Source organism: Zobellia alginiliquefaciens (assembly GCF_029323795.1).
GTDB lineage: Bacteria > Bacteroidota > Bacteroidia > Flavobacteriales > Flavobacteriaceae > Zobellia > Zobellia alginiliquefaciens.
Genome location: NZ_CP119758.1, coordinates 4,658,532 through 4,676,193, shown reverse-complemented (window position 1 = coordinate 4,676,193; position 17,662 = coordinate 4,658,532). Strand labels below are relative to the sequence as shown.

Sequence of the window (17,662 nt, the reverse complement as noted above, 5' to 3'; positions counted from 1 at the left end):
TTAAACGGTTTATTTGCTTTCCTTTTTTACAGCTGTATCAAACACCCATTTATCGGCATACATACCGTAAACGAGCCCTATTTCATTCTCCTGAACATAGGTTTCATCTTTTCCGGGGTCAAAATTTACATTGTACACATATACCTTAATATCATTAGCTCTCAGTTGAAGCAACAACTTCTTTTGTGAAGCAATTATTCTACGGGAGAGGGCTACATGTTTCACGTTGTTAATGGTTAGCCACTTCAATTTATCGCCTTTTATCTTCAGTAATGGCTCTTGTGACATCATTGCATTAATACCTTGTTGTGAGGCTTCTTCTATGGCCATAGGGCTAAAAAGCTCCATCAGTAATCTGTCTTTATCTATAAATTGATTAGCAAAACCTATAGGGTCGTTTACTTTATCTGTAACCAAAATAGCATCAGGGTGAGTTTTAAACCAGGTATTTATTCCTTCTAGGTCTAGGGTTGTGTACGTTCCATAAACCTTATGTTTCATGAATTCTGAATGAGAAGGAGGTAAGTCACCAGGATAATCCGTAAATCGTGCCCACATGGCCCAGTCATGTGCAGCTACCATTTTTCCGTCGGAAGTTTCAATAATATCAAGTTCAAAAAGACGAAACCCCTTTTTATAGTTTTCGTCAAGTGCGTTTTTAGTATTGGTAGATTTAACTCCATCTATCTCACCACCTGCATGGGCTATATACCGATTATTATTGGGTTCAAAGTCATAGGTGATTTTAGGGAAGTAGATTTTGGTGTCTTTTGATATGTTGGGGACATTTTCAGAAATTATAACGGAACTATCGTTAACCTCTTCCGTAATTATACCATTAAAGTTATGCATGGTGTATGCTTGGCGACCTTTTAAGGCTCCTAGTTTTTGAAAACCCATTTGCGTCAATTCAGCTGAGGATTTTAGCTTACCGTTTACAGCAGAATCATGGGCGAGAATGGCGAAAGTAGCTTTGTGGGATTGTAACTGTTTTAATACGGACATAAGTTTATCCAGTTCTTCCGGGCTAGAGTAGGTGTCATAGGTTTTAAACTCAAAAGTGTCCGATGAGTTAAAATGAATTACCGTGAGACCCCTTTCAATATGTTCGGTTTGACCGCCAACCGCAAAATTACTTTTTTGTTGGGCGTTAAAACTATGGCTATTTAGGGTTAGGCTTGTTTGGTTTACTGTTAGGGATGGCGTAAGTGGAGTAGAACCGGTTTCCATCCAAAAGGTTTCAGGCGATGCTATACAAAGGTTGGTATATATAAATAGTAAGCCGGCAATTTTTGCTTTGTTTTTCATTGTAACTGGTAAATGTAATTTTCAACACACCATATATATAGTATATAAAGTTATTCTATAAACATTAGTGTATAAGGTAGTAACGTTTTGGATTGCTTGCTTATTGCGGTGTATTCTCAGCGTGGGCGATATAGGTCTGTTCTGCTTAAAAGAGTTGGTAGATTATAGAAAACTAGGTTCTAAAGTAAAAAAATCTCTAGTTGATAGATTTTGAAAAATAAACGACTAAAATCACTAGCACAATGTAGTATAGATTGTAAATTTGAGGCGAAAAATGCCCTACATCACCTATGAACATTGGGGTTGAAAAACAATAAACATTTGATAAACAGAGGTTAATAGATTAAATGTGACATTTTTACGATGAATAACACACCTGTTTGGCTCAATAAAAGAGCATTTTTGCACGATTAACAGGTTTTACAACATTTTTCATTCGTTACACCACATTTTGTTGTTGAAGGTGGTCTTAATGAATAAGTTTACATCATAATAATTGAGACACCAAATCAAAATATTAACTTAACCTATACAAGATTATGCTTTACGATACCTACGGAGAAGAATATTTATCATTCCTTCAAGACTTAAATGAAATATTAAGTTTAAACGAATTAGTAGAATTAGATTATATGTAATCAGGATCCCAAATCCATCAACTTTAATACCTACAACTATGGCAAATCAAAACCCAGACAATGCAGCTTACATGAATTTTATTGAAAACTTAAATGAAATTCTAAACAGTGAAGAAATTAATAAACTAAATTTTTCTTAGTTATTTAGTGAATATTAGTTGTTCAAAAAAAGCCCTGACGTTTTATCGTCAGGGCTTTTTTATATGCTTGTTTTTAGAGGCTTAGCCTAAATAAGTCTTCAGCAGTTTACTTCTTGAATTGTGGCGCAGCTTTCTAATTGCCTTTTCACGAATTTGACGAACTCTCTCTCTGGTAAGATCAAATGTCTGTCCAATTTCGGCCAAGGTCATAGATTGTTGGTCGCCTATTCCGTAATACAATTTAACCACGTCCGCTTCTCTTGGAGATAAGGTTTCTAGAGCACGGTTGATTTCTGTATTTAGCGACTGTTGCATTAAAATTTTATCCGGCTTTGGAGACTCACCGCTACGAAGTACATCGTAAAGGTTGGAGTCTTCCCCTTCTCTCAGAGGCGCATCCATAGATACGTGTCTTCCGGAGTTTTTCATGGATTGTTTCACCTCACTTACCGTCATTTCTAGCTCTTTGGCTATTTCTTCGGCAGAAGGTGGTCTTTCATGTGCTTGCTCTAAATAAGAAAATGTTTTTTTAATTTTATTAATAGAACCAATTTTGTTGAGTGGCAGACGCACAACACGAGATTGTTCGGCAAGAGCCTGAAGAATCGATTGACGGATCCACCAAACGGCGTAGGATATAAATTTAAAACCACGTGTTTCATCAAAACGTTTAGCGGCTTTTACAAGTCCAAGATTACCTTCGTTAATTAAATCGGGTAACTTCAACCCTTGATTTTGATACTGTTTGGCCACGGAGACCACAAAGCGTAGGTTAGCTGTAGTTAATTTTTCTAGGGCTACTTGGTCCCCAGCTCGTATTCTTTGTGCGAGTTCTACTTCCTCAGACGCATTGATAAGATCAATTTTACTGATATCTTGCAAGTACTTATCCAATGATTTTGATTCACGATTCGTAACTTGCTTGATAATCTTTAGTTGCCTCATATATCTAGTATGTTTAGGATTACTACAAGAGTACAGTATACATTTTTATTATCGATTTTCCAAAGAGATGTCAGTATTCTTATACAAAATTTATGAGAAGTTTAAGATTTTAAGTACGAATGTAGGCGGATTCTCGTTGTTCCGTTATTTTTGAAGATAAATAAAGTAAAATGAGCAAGCGAAAGCTGAAAAAATACCTTTCAGAAATTGATAAAGAAGCTATTGAAGAACAGCTTTTAGATCTATATGATCGTTTTCCAGAGGTAAAGGAGTATTATAACTTCATCTTTAACCCAAAAGAAGACAAGCTTGTTCAAGAAGCGAAAACTAAAATTAGCAACGAGTATTTTCCTGTGAGGAGAAAAAGGCCCAGGGCCAGACGGTCCGTGGCGCAAAAGTTCATTAAGCACTTTAAAAAACTAGGGGTAGATCCACATCTTACGGCAGATATTATGTTGTACAACTTAGAGATTGCCCAAATATTTGAAAAAGACCGGAACATACCGGATTCCTTTTATAAAAGTATGATGAATTCATTTACTGAAGCTGTTCAGTTTGTTTCCGTAAATGGCCTGCTGGGAGAATATAAAGAACGTATCGTAAAGATTTATACCATAACACAAGAACAAAATTGGCAATTTGGCGAAGGATTTTCCCGAGCCTTGGATATCATAGATTAATATGGCAATAGTAATTATTAGACAGGATGATAAAATTGGTCTTTGGAAAAAAGCCCTTTTAGAGCAGCAACCAGATTTGGAAGTGTATAGCTACCAAGAAGAGCATCCCAAGGAAAAAATAGAAATGGCCCTGGTTTGGAAACACCCAAACGGAACTTTGGCGCCTTATCCTAATTTAAAATTAATAGCATCAAGTGGAGCAGGGGTAGACTTTATTTTTGAAGATGGAACAGCCCCTAAAAACCTCCCTATTACTAGAGTTGTAGATGATATGTTGGCCAAAGATATGAGTGAGCATGTTTTGGCTGTCATCTTTAGTCATCTTAAAAATCTAGACCGTTATAGAATCAACCAGACCAAAGGGGTTTGGCAACCTCTACAATACCATCGTATTTCAGATTTTACTGTGGGTATAATGGGGTTGGGAGCACTCGGTAAGGAATTGGCAACAGACTTGGTAAAGTACGGTTTTAAGGTTCAAGGATGGGCAAATTCGCAAAAAGATATTGATGGTGTACAGTGTTTTGTTGGTGAAGGGGACTTTCAGGATTTTCTTAAGACCTCTCAGATTTTAGTATGCCTTTTACCTTTAACGGAAGCTACTTCTGGAATATTAAATAAAAAGCTTTTTCAACAACTGCCAAAAGGGGCCTTTGTAATAAATGTGGCTCGTGGTGGCCATTTAGTTGATGCGGATTTGTTGGAAATGTTGAACAATGATCATTTGTCAGGCGCGGGGTTAGATGTGTATCATCAAGAACCTCTACCTAAAGACCATCCGTTCTGGAACCACGAAAAAATACAGATGACACCTCATTACGCCAGTGTTTCCGATACAAATTCTGTAGTACCTCAAATTTTAGAGAATTATGATAGACTTCAGAAAGGCCGCCCGTTATTGAATGAGGTGGTTATGGATAAGGGATATTAAGTGAAATTTCGATTTCTGAAAGAGATGAAAATCGCTCCCGTGTTTAGGGGGATTGGAAGTTTTTGTTTTGCCTTTTTATCGATTTAACTCGAATTAATTTCAAATAAGTACAAATTTCCTTTAATTTTGTAAAATTGAGATTTTGGGATACCCCACCTACTTACAATAATCGAACACTAAATTTTAGACCCTACTTGGAGTTAAAAAAAAATACTACCGAAAAGCAGCTGTACGACTATCAGATTGAAGATCTGAATACCATTTTTAAGCATCTTGAGGATCCTGAAGAGAAAGGAAACTTACTCTATCAATTACCTACGGGAGGCGGAAAAACGGTTGTTTTTTCTGAGATTGCCCGTCGTTATATTGAGAAAACGGGTAAAAAAGTGGTTGTACTTACACACCGTATAGAGCTAAGTACACAGACATCTAGAATGCTGAAAAGCTTTGGTGTTAAGAATAAGATCATTAATAGTGAGGTAAAGGAACTTACCGATCAAGATGAGTTCATGTGCTTTGTAGCCATGGTAGAAACCCTTAACAACAGGCTGCAAGAAGAGAAAGTAGAGATAAATGACATAGGCTTGGTTATTATAGATGAAGCCCATTACAATTCGTTTAGAAAGCTATTTAAGTTTTTTAAAAAATCTACGATTTTAGGAGTTACCGCCACACCTTTAAGTTCCAATATAAAACTACCCATGAAGGACAACTATCAAAAGTTGATCGTGGGGGAATCCATTGGAGCTTTGATCAAGAGAAATTTCTTGGCCAAGGGCAACATGTACAATTATGATGTAAGTCTGCAAAGTCTTAAATTGGGTATTAGTGGGGATTATACCGTTAAATCATCAGATGAGCTGTATAGCAACCAAAGTATGTTGGGCAAGCTGCTATCGGCATACAAGGAAATAGCTGAGGGTACAAAAACGTTAATATTTAACAATGGTATCAATACCTCCCGTTATGTGTATGAAACGTTTAAGAAGGCCGGTTATAATGTGCGTCATCTAGACAATAAAAATACCGCTTCTGAACGTAAAGAAATATTAGAGTGGTTTTCCAATACGCCAGATGCTATTTTAACTTCGGTTAGTATTCTTACTACGGGTTTTGATGAACCGTCCGTAGAGACCATTATTTTGAACAGGGCTACGCGTTCACTTACCTTGTATTTTCAGATGATTGGTCGTGGATCCCGTATTTTGGAGAATAAAAGTGAATTCACGGTTGTAGATCTAGGAAACAATGTGGCACGCTTTGGCCTGTGGGACGCTCCAATAGATTGGCAAGAAATTTTTCATTTTCCAGATTTCTATCTTGAGAACATTAAGAATGATGAAGAAATTGAGAAAGAGTTTGTTTATGAAATGCCAGCTGCACTTCGTGAAAAGTTTAAAAATTCTACCAATATTGAGTTTAATATAAAAGAGGAGTATAAAAAAGTTTTTGCACAAGGATTACGGTCTAAAATAGTACTAGAACGTAGTATTGACCAACATGCCCAAATTTGTGTAGAAAATTCCGAAGATGTTTTTGATGCACGTATTCTGGCGAAAGAACTCAAAGAAGAGATCAAGTATAGGGTGCGTCAATATTCGTATTGCATCATGAACAATACCAAGAATTACAAAGAGTGGCTAGAGGAGGATTATGAGCGTAAATTGCGGTCAAGTATTTCTCGTATGTTCGCTGCCAAGATGTAGTTAAAATTATTTTGGATAACCTAAACGTTTAAATAGGTCTAGTGAAGCAAAACGTACTTTTAGTTATTGGTTTTACTTGGCCGGAACCTGCTTCTACAGCTGCAGGAAACCGGATGCTCCAACTCCTGGTTTTTTTTAAAGTTGAAGGGTACCGTATAGTGTTTGCTAGTACAGCCTCGGAAACAGAACTTTCATTAAATCTTGATGCACTTCAGATAGAATCAAAGTCCATTGCATTGAACGATTCTGGTTTTGATACTTTACTAAAGAAAATAAACCCTGATGTTATCCTGTACGATCGTTTCTTGACCGAAGAACAATTTGGATGGCGAGTTACGGAGAATGCTCCACAGGCCATTAAAATATTGGACACGGAAGATTTACATTCTTTACGGAAAATAAGGGAGCAATCCCATAAAAAAGGAATTCCTTTCTCAGTGGAGGATTGGCTAACACATGACATCACCAAACGCGAAACTGCAAGTATCCTCCGTTGTGACCTTTCTTTAATGGTTTCAACATTTGAAATGCAATTGCTGACCCAAACGCTTAAGTTAGATGAAAACCTATTTTTACATCTTCCTTTTCTTTTGGATGAATTGACCGAGGAAGCTCAACAAAACTGGCCTAGTTTTATTGAAAGGGCAAATTTTGTGTGTATCGGGAACGGAAAGCATGCCCCTAATGTTGATGCCGTACTATGGTTGTATCAAGAAATCTGGCCATTGATTAGAAAAGCTGTGCCAGATGCCCAAGTTTCCGTTTACGGAGCATATTTGCCGCAACAAGTGACGCAGCTTCATAAACCAGAAATTGGATTTTTAATAAAAGGTTGGGCCCAAGATGCGAATGAGGTAATGGCAAGTGCACGTATAAACCTTGCTCCGTTGCGTTTTGGTGCAGGCATTAAGGGAAAACTTACCACAGCCATGCAAAATGGAACCCCAAGCGTTACTACACCTATAGGCGTAGAAGGAATGCAAGAAGGTTTACCGTGGAGTGGAGCCATTGCCCAAAAAGCACAGGATTTTGCACAAGAAGCCGTTCAATTGTACAGCGACGAAAAAGGTTGGTATGAAGCACAACAAAACGGTGTAGTTCTTATTAATGAGTTGTACAATGCGCAAAATTTAAAGGAACGATTATCCAAAAAAATAAAACACTTACATCTCAATCTTAAAGACTGTCGTGCTCAAAATTTTATTGGAAGTGTATTGCAACACCAAACCATGCAGAGTACAAAGTACCTTTCAAAATGGATAGAAGAAAAGAACAAAAAAAATGAGTGCTAATGGGTTTATGAACTCTCTTTTGTCTTTTCTATTAGCATTTGAAGCTTATCACTTTTTAAAGGCTTGGAAATGTAATCTACAACCGAAGGATAATTTTTTGCACGTTCAATGTCCTCTGGGTCTACGGATGAGGATACCATGTAAATAGCAATCTGTTTAGCTAGTGAAGCTTCAATCTTGCTATATTCTTTTAAAAATTGAAACCCGTCCATTATGGGCATATCAATATCCAACAAAATAAGATGGGGTAGTGCATCCGCATTGTTTTGGTTCTCGGTGATGAAGGTTAGGGCTTCTTCTCCATTAGGGAAGACAGAAGTTTTGTGCTCTATTTTTAAGAATTTTGCCGATTGAATAATAGTAAACCTATAAATATCATCGTCATCAACAATACAAAGGTGAAAGGGGTTTTTCATAATTTTCTAAATAAATTGAATACTAAAAGTAGTGCCTTCATTGACCTTACTTGATACTGATATGGTTCCTCCCATGGCTACTATCTGGGTTTTGGTCATGAATAGACCAATTCCTTTTGCTTCTGGGTGATTATGGAAAACTTTGTTTAATCCAAATATTTTATGACCGTGTCTTTTTAGGTCTATGCCCAAGCCGTTGTCTTTAAATTTTAAAATCACTTCGCCATTTTTCATTTCTGAAGTAACCTCTATTTGAGGGTTACGTTCCTCAGACCTATATTTTAAAGCGTTGCCTATAAGGTTTTGAAAAATACTTTCCATGTAAATTTTGTGGCAGATCATAGAATCTACCTGAGAGAAATCACTTTTGATTTCAGCCTTTGTCTGCAGAATTTCAGCAGCGAATATTTCCTCGGTTTTTGATAGCACTTCACTGAAGGATACTAAATTCTGTTCTTTTGAGGTGTCCGACTTTGTTGTAAGTGATTCTATAAGTGTATTGAGTGTAAGGGTAAGGTTGCCTATAACACTTTCAAATTTTTTGAAAAGTTCGCGACGCTCTTCTTCATCATCCGTCATATTGAAAATTTCGAGCAACGAGTTTAGGTTACTTACCGGGGCGCGTAAATTATGTGAGGTAATTTGCGTAAAATCTGCAAGTTGTTGATTCTGTTCTGTTAATTCTTGGGTAAGTACCTCAAGCTCTTCTTTAGCTTTTAAGATTTTAGTTTGGTAATCTTTTTCGGCAGTTATATCCCTAACTACTACGGATAAAAGAAAGCCTCCCTCTAACTGCAGTGGGCCAAGAGTCACCTCAACGGGAATTTCACTTTTCTGTTTATCGTACATATATAAATCCTCGCTGAAATTATATGTTTTAATTTCAGGATTGGCATAAAAGGAATCTCTTAAGGGAGCTCGTTTTTCATCATACCTGGAAGGAATTAAAAGGTCGATAGATTCACCTACTAGTTCTTGTGTAGTATAGCCAAACAGGCGTTCTGCCTGCAAATTGATCATTTGTATAATATTGTCCTTATCCAGAATAAGAGTAGCGTTAGGAGCGGTTTCCAGTAATGCTTTAAATTTCATTTCCTCTGCCCGTTGCTCACTAATATCCTGTAATGTGCCCAGCATTTCAATAGCCCTTCCAAATTCGTCAACAATAACGGTGCCTAACAATTCAACCGTTTTTATGGTACCATCTTTAAGGACAATGCGGTGCACAAGTCTTTCAAAAGATTTGTCTTTTAACAGAATTTCTACTTTTTCTGTAACCTTTGGTTTATCTTCTTCGTGAATGTAATCAAAATAAGTTTGAAAGGTTATTGGGGCATTTTCTTCATGCTCATAAATTCGGTACAGATTGGCAGACCATTTCACGTTGTTTGTACTTAGGTCCCACTGCCAATTTCCCATCTTGGTTATTTCCTCTGCATAGTCCAGTAATTTATTTTTGTTCAGCAGTTCATTTTGGGCTAGCTTGGACTTAGTGATATCTTGGCAAGTACCCATCATCATTTGTACTTCCCCTGTTTCGTTAAAAACGATTTCGGCCAAAAGTTGAATCCATTTAATGGAATTATCTTCAAGAACAATTCGATGGGTAATACTGTCAAAAGATTTTTTCTTAATTGAATCTTCAATATGTAACTTTACTATAGGTTGATCTTCAGGATGAACGCTATTAAAATAGGAACTAAATTGTAAATTTGAGTTGGGCTCTTTTTCAAAAATATGATACAGATGATCTGACCAGAATACCTGATCTGTAATGGTATTCCACTGCCAATGCCCAATTTGAGCTTTTTGTTCGGCAAAAGCCAAAAGCTCGTTCTTTTTTATTAATTCTGCTTGTATATTCTTGTAATTGCTAACATCTTGTGAAATGCCAATAATGTGGGTGATATTACCATTACTATCGGTATAGATATCACCAATGACTTCCGCTATGCGTTCCGAACCATCTGCACATATTATCCGATGGTAAAAGCTCTCAAAAGTCTTGTTGTTTATATTGGTTTCTATCTGCTCTTTTACGTACGCTAAATTATCAGAAGGTATATCCTTTAGTAAAGTTTCCAGGTTAAACTTGGCTCCTTCAGGAATACCAAGAACCTCACATAAAAATTTCGAACCGAGAAAATGGTTGTTTTGAAAATCCCAATACCAATGGGCAAGCTTCGCCTTTTGTCCGGCAAGATCAAACAATCTATTCTGGTGAAGTATGGCTTCTTGGGCACTTTTTTTATCTGAAATATCTTGAATAACCCCTAGGATTTCAGTGCACTTACCGTCTTTAAATTGACTGTTGCCCAAAACGTGTAGCCATATCGTATTTCCTTTTTCCGTGACAAATTCCAGTTCATGGTCAAAGGGCACGCCTTGTTCAATTGTCTTTTTCAGACCTGTTTCAACTTTTAGAACGGTATCTTCGGTTCTCTTAAAAGGCATTTTTTTTCCTCGCTGTAATACTGTAGTATGAGGTATTTGTAGTATGTCACAAGTAACGTTATCTATTGTGTATACACCGGTTTCAACGTTCAATTTCCACGAACCTATCTTTAGCCTTTCATGAATGGAATTCATGATACTTGGGCCAATAATATTTTTATTGTCTTTTGAACTCATTTTGTGCGCTTGAAACTAGTCTACCGTATAATTTGAATAAGTTAAGTATATGTATCTATATTTATACGGTAACAACAGCGTTTTTGTTTTTCATGATTCTAATTTTAGTTGGGTATTATCGTGTCGATTATAGTTTTAAGCTGCTCGCTTTTCAAGGGTTTTGAGATGTAATCTTTTACAGAGCTATAACTTTTAGCTAATTCAATATCTTTTGGGTCTACAGATGATGAAACCATATAAATAGTGATGTTTTTTGTTAAAGTGGGCTCTATATCATCGTAACTCTGTAGGAATTGAAAACCATCCATAACCGGCATATCAATATCTAACAAGATAAAGTGGGGTAGGGTTTCGGGATTATTTTGATTTGCCTGAATGTATTCTAGGGCATCTTGACCATTGGAAAAAACGGTTGTTCTATATTCCATATTCAATGTTTTTGCCGTTTGAAGGACTGTAAATCTGTATATATCATCATCGTCAACAATACAGAGGTGAAAGGGAGGTTTCATAATTTAATTAATTAAAATGAATACTAAAAGTTGTGCCTTCGTTGATTTTACTAGAAACAAATATTTTGCCGCCCATAGCCTCTATTTGAGTTTTTGTCATAAAAAGACCAATACCTTTTGCTTCGGGGTGGTTATGAAACACTTTGTTTAAACCGAATATTTTATGACCGTGTTTTTTGAGATCTATACCTAAACCATTATCCTTAAATTTTAAAATTACTTTGTTATCACTCATTTCTGAGGTAACCTCAATTTGAGGCGTTCGTTCCTTGGCTTTGTATTTTAAAGAGTTGCCAATCAAATTTTGAAAAATACTATCTAAATATATTTTGTGATATTTTAAAGTGTCTATTTGAGAAAAATCGCTTTTTATTACCGCCTTGGTTTTTGTGATTTCAGCAGTGAATATTTCCTGAGTTTTCATAAGGACTTCGCTAAAAGAAACTTCACTACGCTCTACCGAAGCATCATTTTTTGCACTCAATGCTTCTATGAGCGTATTAAGCGTTAGGGTAAGGTGAGAGATTACCGTTTCGAATTTTTCGAACAACGCATTACGTTCTTGTTCATCATCCATCATTTTATAGATGTCTACAAGCGAATTCAAATTACTTACAGGGGCACGTAAGTTGTGGGACGTTATCTGGGTAAAGTCCGCCAGTTGTAGATTTTGGGCTGTTAATTCCTCCGTAAGTACCTCTAGTTCTTCTTTAGCTTTTAAAATTTTATGCTGGTAGTTTTTTTCTGCAGTTATATCCCTTACAACTACGGATAAAAGAAAGCCTCCCTCTAGCTGTAGAGGGCCAAGAGTCACCTCAACAGGAATTTCATTCCTCTGTTTATCATACATATAAAAATCCTTACCAATATCATAGGTCTTAACTTCAGGATTGGCGTAAAAAGCATCTCTTAGTGGAGCTCGTATTTCATCATATCTGGAAGGAATAATAAGATCAATAGATTGGCCTACCAGTTCTTGGGAGGTATAGCCAAACAGGTGTTCTGCCTGTAAATTAATCATTTGTATAATGTTATCCTTACCAAGAATAAGAGTTGCGTTAGGGGCGGATTCCAATAAAGCTTTAAATTTCATTTCATCTGCCCGTTGCTCGCTTACGTCCTGCAGGGTACCCAACATTTCAATTATGTTGGCAGACCGATCAAGATTCACGGTTGCCAATAATTCTACTGTTTTTATCTTTCCGTTCTTTAATACAATCCGGTGTATGACTCCCTCAAAATTTTTGTGTTTTGATAGCGCATCAATTTTGGCAGTAACTCTTTCTGCATCATCTGGGTGTATAAAGTTGAAATAAGTATCAAATTTGATTGGCGTTCCTTCTTCAACTTCAAAAATGCGGTAAAGGTTGGTAGACCATTTTATATAGTTAGTGGAAAAATCCCATTGCCAGTGACCTATTTTTGAAATCTTTTCAGCAAATCCCAATAATTGATTGTTGCTTCTAAGCTCATTTTCAATAATTTTTTGATCGGTCACATCTTGGGAGACTCCAAGAATATTTACAATTTCCCCGTCAGAATCTGTTATGACCTTCCCTTGTACTTTAACATATATAAGTTGATTATCTATAACAACGCGATGCGAAAAACTGTTAAAATACTTCTGCTTAATAATTTGTTCCAAACTTGCTCGCACGTGGCTTACATCTTCTGGATGTACATCCTTTATTAATGTGTTTAGGGGAAATTCAACGTTTTCTTCCACTTTAAGGAGTTGGGCCATGTTTTGGGAACATATTACTGTATCCGTGTCAACTTCCCACTGCCAATACCCAAATTTTGCTCTCTGCTGAGCAACCTTAAAGAGTTGGTTTTTTTTCAACAGTTCCTCTTCAAATTGCTTTATTTTTGTAATATCCTGAGAGCTGCATATAAAACCTTTTAAAGTAGAATCTTCGTCTATGATGGGCTCTCCCAAAACTTGAATTATCCTTTCGGACCCGTCTTCTAATCGGAATCTGTGAAAAAGCGTTTCAAAAGTTTTAGTTTTAACCGCATTATTTAAATGCGATCTAACGTCTTCAATATCTTCTGGGTGTACGGAACCTGTTAACTTATGAACCGATATGCGTTTGCCATAGGGTACTTTAATGATGCGAGATATGTTTTTGGAACAGGTAACTAAATTAGTGCTAATGTCCCATTTCCAATGCCCTAAAGCAGCCTTGTTCTCCGTAAAATTTAAAAGTTCGTTCTTTTCGATTAGTTCGTTTTCCGATTCTTTTCGAGCGGTAATGTCCTGTATCATCCCTGACACTTTTATTCGCTGTTCTGTGGATGTAATACACTTGCCAATTAGCAACACCCAAATAGAATTTCCGCTTGGAACCTCTAATTCAACTTCATGGTTAAATGAAGAGTTCTGCTCAACCGCATTGTGTATAAGCTTTTTAATAAAGGTCCACTTCGTTTCATTTCTACAATAGGCAGTGCTCTTTTTGTCATGTAAATCGGTTCCATCCGGTAATTGTAGTATTTCATAGCTTACCCGATCTAGCTTGTATTCGCCTGTTTGAACATTGAAAATCCAATAACCTATTCTGGCTATAGCATTTAAATCTGCTATAACTTCATCTAAATCTTCAATTTGATAGTTTTCAATGTTCATTTGCTAAACTTATTGCCGCATTTTAACTAGGAAATAAAGGTTGTCTGTTTGATGGAATCTTAACTTTGAGATACTTGGTTTAGGAGTATCACAGTGTATCATAAAGCTAAATTAAGTTAATTTGAAATAATTTATTGCAAACTATTATAGTTATTCTCCTACAATTAATGAATTTTTTATCACTTCTTCTTACTTTTTATACGCTTTCTTAATCCTACAAGCTGAAAATGTATTTTACAGCACAATATCCTCCTTGTAATTTAGAAGAGCCTACAATGATAATTTGTTTTTTCAAATTGCTTTACTTTGCAAAAGTTTAAAAATTACCTCATGCAGAAACCAGATTGGAAAACGGCCAAAGAATTTGAAGATATTACCTATAAAAAAAGTAACGGGGTAGCTCGTATTGCTTTTAACCGTCCTAACGTACGAAATGCGTTTAGACCTAAAACTACAAGTGAATTGTATCAAGCTTTTTATGATGCCCAAGAAGACACTTCCATTGGTGTAGTATTACTTTCTGCTGAAGGCCCTTCTACGAAAGACGGAATATATTCATTCTGTAGCGGAGGAGACCAGAAGGCTAGGGGAGAGCAGGGCTATGTAGGTGAAGATGGGATGCACCGTTTGAATATTCTTGAAGTGCAACGCCAGATCCGTTTCATGCCAAAAGCGGTTATTGCGGTAGTACCTGGCTGGGCCGTTGGTGGCGGTCATAGTTTGCATGTGGTTTGTGATTTGACGCTAGCTAGTAAAGAACATGCTATTTTTAAACAGACCGATGCAGATGTAACGAGTTTTGATGCCGGTTACGGTTCTGCTTATCTTGCTAAAATGGTAGGGCAGAAAAAGGCACGTGAAATCTTTTTCTTGGGAAGAAACTATTCCGCACAAGAGGCTTATGAAATGGGCATGGTGAATGCCGTAATTCCACATGATGAATTGGAGGATACAGCCTACCAATGGGCGCAAGAGATTCTTGAAAAATCGCCAACCTCTATAAAAATGCTAAAATTCGCAATGAACCTTACGGATGATGGAATGGTAGGTCAACAGGTGTTTGCGGGTGAAGCTACACGTTTGGCATACGGTACGGAAGAAGCCAAGGAGGGTAGAAATGCATTTTTGGAAAAAAGGAAGCCCGATTTTGGTAAGAACAAGTGGATACCGTAAATGGTTTTAAGTTTAGCTACTTCTTAAAACCAGAAAAAGCCTTCCCTGTCCGGAAAAGGCTCTTTCATCGAGAACACTATATGAAAATGAAAAAATTTACTTTTTGTTTTTTTATTACACTGTAAACTTACATTGAAGCTTCATTTCCGCATAACTATTGTTGCGAGCTAAGCCAGAATTGTTGTGTAACTACAATAAAAAGATATTTAAGCTTTTTCTTACGTATTTCGCGAGCCTTAAAACGGCATACTTATTTGATTGCCGCAAGTATATTTTTCAAGAATTCATTAATATCAAAATCAGGAGCTTCGGCAAGACCGGTCCGTACTACCACTAAATCTTTAGAGGGAATTATAAAAACACGTTGCCCTTGGTAACCATTTGCAGAATAAAGGTCTCTGGGTACATCTGGGTATTTTCCGTTGGCATTAAGCCAAAAATGACCCCCATAAGTGCCATCGGAATGTAAAGTTGGTTCCGAAACATAGTCAACCCAAGATTCGTCAAAAAGTTGTTCTCCGTTCCAATTTCCTTTGTTAAGATATAACAGGCCGAATTTAGCCCAATCCCTTGTTGTGGCCCAAGCATAAGAGGAACCCACAAAATTCCCTTTCATATCGGTTTCAATGAGCATACTGTTCATTCCTATTTTATCGATCAGTTCTTCATATGGAAAGTTGATATAATCCTGGTGAGTTTCAAATTGTTTCCTTAGAACACCAGATAATAAATTAGTTGTTCCCGAAGAGTAGTTCCAAACTTCGGTGGGCGCAGCAATGGCCTCTTTTTTACCTTGCGACTTGGTCATATCGGCATCCATAAAGAGCATACGTGTTACATCTGAAATAGAGGTGTAATCTTCGTCCCATGCAAGTCCGCTTTGCATCCGTAGCAGATGGTTTAAAGTAATTTTTTTGCGATCGTCCTTATCCCAATCGTTTAAAAGTACAGGTTTATCAAGGTCTATTTTTCCTTGGTATTCTAGAATGCCATACAAAGTAGCCAGTACGCTTTTTGTCATACTCCATCCTAAAATAGGGGTGTCTTTAGTAAAGCCTTCCAAATATTTTTCGCCAATAATATGGTTTTTATGGGCAACTAAAACGGTTCGTGTCTTTTGAACTTCATTATTGGTGAAAGCGCTATGGATTCCTTTTTTCAATATATCATAATCCACATTGCTAAAAATAGTGTCTTTGGCTTCATTATCCCCGTAAGGGAAAACTAAATCATTGTTACTTTTAACACGCTGGGGTACGGGTATAGTAACATTTGGGTCATAATCCTTATTTACCAATGTGCAGCCCAGCCCCTCATGACATATTGCTTTTCGCTCCATGAGTCCGAATACCGATGCGGAAGCACTATTTCCGTCGGTCTCAACATCGGCAAGATTAATAAGGGGTACATCGTTATCATTTAATTTAACGGACTCAGCGCTACGGTCTGTTATAAAAACGGTAGAGGCCATATTTTTGGAAGCGTAACCAGAAATGAAATTGAGTTTGGGGAAATTAAAATAGACGGCCACGATGAGAATTACGAATAAAATTAAAAGTATGCGTTTGAGGATTTTCATGTAAATGGTGGGGTTTGAAAATGAAATATGCACCAAAAGATGCGTAAAAGTAAACCAATTTGTAAAACCGTAAGTAAGATTTTATAAATTGCTTGCTATGAAAGTACTCGTACCGCTAAACATACCGGACATTGGAATAGAAATGTTGAAAAAGGAGGGCCTTGAAGTCACCAAATGGACCAAGGGTCTACCCATGACCAAAGAAGAGCTTTATGAAGCAGCCGCTAAACACGATGCGCTTTTAAGTACAAGTAATTATAAGTTTGATGCTGAATTTTTAAACGCGAACAAGCATCTTAAGATTATTTCTCAATATGCAGCGGGTTACGATAATATAGATTTGTCCGAAGCTAAAAAGTTGGGTATTCCTATTGCGAACGCTCCCAATTCTATGACGGATGCCACGGCGGATATGGCTTTCATATTGATGTTAGCAGTATCAAGAAGAATGTTATACATGCACAAAACTATTGCCAAGGGCGAATGGAAACATTTTCGGCCACAAGCTCATTTGGGTATGGAATTAAAGAATAAGACCGTCGGCATTTTTGGTTTAGGGCGAATAGGGTTTGAATTTGCCCGTCGTTGTAAGGGGGCTTACGGAATGAATGTTCTCTACTGTAATCGCTCCAACAACCAAGAAGCAGAAGAGGAATTACAGGCTAAAAAGGTGAGCTTTGATGAGCTGTTGGCGCAGAGCGATGTAATTTCGGCTCATTGTGCGCTTACCGAAGACACAAAGTATACGTTTGATGCCGAAGCATTTCAAAAAATGAAACCGACCTCCATCTTTGTAAATACAGCGCGCGGTCAGGTTCATAAGGAGGCGGACTTGATTACTGCTTTACAAAATAAAGAAATATGGGGCGCAGGTCTTGATGTTACCGACCCAGAGCCTATGAAAAGTGACAATCCCTTACTCGCTATGGAGCAAGTAGCGGTTACGCCACATATTGGCTCGGCTACCATTGAGGCACGGAATCAAATGTCCGTATTTGCGGCAAGAAATATCATTGCCCTGCATAGGGGAGAACCCCTACCATATCTAGTTTCTTAAAATTATGTAGCTTTAAGGGAAACTC

13 protein-coding genes are annotated in these 17,662 nt (G+C 37.1%); 6 read left to right on the top strand and 7 right to left on the bottom strand.

What is annotated here, in order from left to right; all coding sequences use genetic code 11:
- Positions 1–9: 9 nt before the first annotated feature.
- On the bottom strand, positions 10–1,308 hold the full coding sequence (locus P0077_RS19300) for a PI-PLC domain-containing protein (RefSeq protein ID WP_276166831.1): 1,299 nt from the start codon (positions 1,306–1,308) through the stop codon (positions 10–12).
- Positions 1,309–2,167: 859 nt separating this feature from the next.
- A complete protein-coding gene (locus P0077_RS19295; RefSeq protein WP_194527398.1) occupies positions 2,168–3,031 on the bottom strand; it encodes a sigma-70 family RNA polymerase sigma factor in 864 nt (287 codons plus the stop codon).
- 170 nt (positions 3,032–3,201) lie between these two features.
- Here P0077_RS19295 and P0077_RS19290 point away from each other — a divergent pair, with 170 nt between their 5' ends.
- The 4 genes from P0077_RS19290 (at position 3,202) to P0077_RS19275 (ending at position 7,640) form a co-directional block, all read left to right on the top strand.
- Positions 3,202–3,711, top strand: a complete 510-nt coding sequence (locus P0077_RS19290) for a DUF6155 family protein (protein ID WP_276166830.1) — start codon at positions 3,202–3,204, stop codon at positions 3,709–3,711.
- A gap of 1 nt (position 3,712) precedes the next feature.
- Entirely contained in the window at positions 3,713–4,642 is a 930-nt protein-coding gene (locus P0077_RS19285; RefSeq protein ID WP_276166829.1) for a 2-hydroxyacid dehydrogenase, read from the top strand.
- Positions 4,643–4,836: 194 nt separating this feature from the next.
- Positions 4,837–6,348 (top strand): DEAD/DEAH box helicase, encoded by a 1,512-nt coding sequence (locus tag P0077_RS19280; RefSeq protein WP_276166828.1) that lies wholly within the window; start codon positions 4,837–4,839, stop codon positions 6,346–6,348.
- A 41-nt stretch (positions 6,349–6,389) separates the two neighbouring features.
- The gene (locus P0077_RS19275) at positions 6,390–7,640 is read left to right on the top strand and encodes a glycosyltransferase (RefSeq protein WP_276166827.1); all 1,251 of its coding nucleotides are present in this window, start codon (positions 6,390–6,392) and stop codon (positions 7,638–7,640) included.
- A gap of 5 nt (positions 7,641–7,645) precedes the next feature.
- Here the strand turns inward: P0077_RS19275 and P0077_RS19270 are convergent, their stop codons facing one another.
- From P0077_RS19270 to P0077_RS19255, 4 genes are all read right to left on the bottom strand, one after another.
- Positions 7,646–8,056: a response regulator gene (locus tag P0077_RS19270; RefSeq protein ID WP_276166826.1), complete on the bottom strand. Its 411-nt coding sequence runs from the start codon at positions 8,054–8,056 to the stop codon at positions 7,646–7,648.
- A 6-nt stretch (positions 8,057–8,062) separates the two neighbouring features.
- Positions 8,063–10,687, bottom strand: coding sequence for a PAS domain S-box protein (locus P0077_RS19265; RefSeq protein WP_276166825.1), 2,625 nt, complete (start codon positions 10,685–10,687; stop codon positions 8,063–8,065).
- Positions 10,688–10,791: 104 nt separating this feature from the next.
- Positions 10,792–11,199, bottom strand: a complete 408-nt coding sequence (locus tag P0077_RS19260; RefSeq protein ID WP_276166824.1) for a response regulator — start codon at positions 11,197–11,199, stop codon at positions 10,792–10,794.
- A 7-nt stretch (positions 11,200–11,206) separates the two neighbouring features.
- Complete coding sequence (locus P0077_RS19255; protein WP_276166823.1) at positions 11,207–13,828, bottom strand: PAS domain-containing sensor histidine kinase; 2,622 nt, start codon at positions 13,826–13,828, stop codon at positions 11,207–11,209.
- Positions 13,829–14,158: 330 nt separating this feature from the next.
- On the opposite strand from P0077_RS19255, the gene P0077_RS19250 reads away from it, so the two are divergent.
- Positions 14,159–15,001, top strand: a complete 843-nt coding sequence (locus tag P0077_RS19250) for a 1,4-dihydroxy-2-naphthoyl-CoA synthase (RefSeq protein WP_276166822.1) — start codon at positions 14,159–14,161, stop codon at positions 14,999–15,001.
- Between the two features lie 250 nt (positions 15,002–15,251).
- On the opposite strand, the gene P0077_RS19245 is transcribed toward P0077_RS19250, so the two are convergent.
- Positions 15,252–16,580: a serine hydrolase domain-containing protein gene (locus tag P0077_RS19245; protein WP_276166821.1), complete on the bottom strand. Its 1,329-nt coding sequence runs from the start codon at positions 16,578–16,580 to the stop codon at positions 15,252–15,254.
- Positions 16,581–16,677: 97 nt separating this feature from the next.
- On the opposite strand from P0077_RS19245, the gene P0077_RS19240 reads away from it, so the two are divergent.
- On the top strand, positions 16,678–17,637 hold the full coding sequence (locus P0077_RS19240) for a 2-hydroxyacid dehydrogenase (protein WP_276166820.1): 960 nt from the start codon (positions 16,678–16,680) through the stop codon (positions 17,635–17,637).
- Positions 17,638–17,662 lie beyond the last annotated feature (25 nt).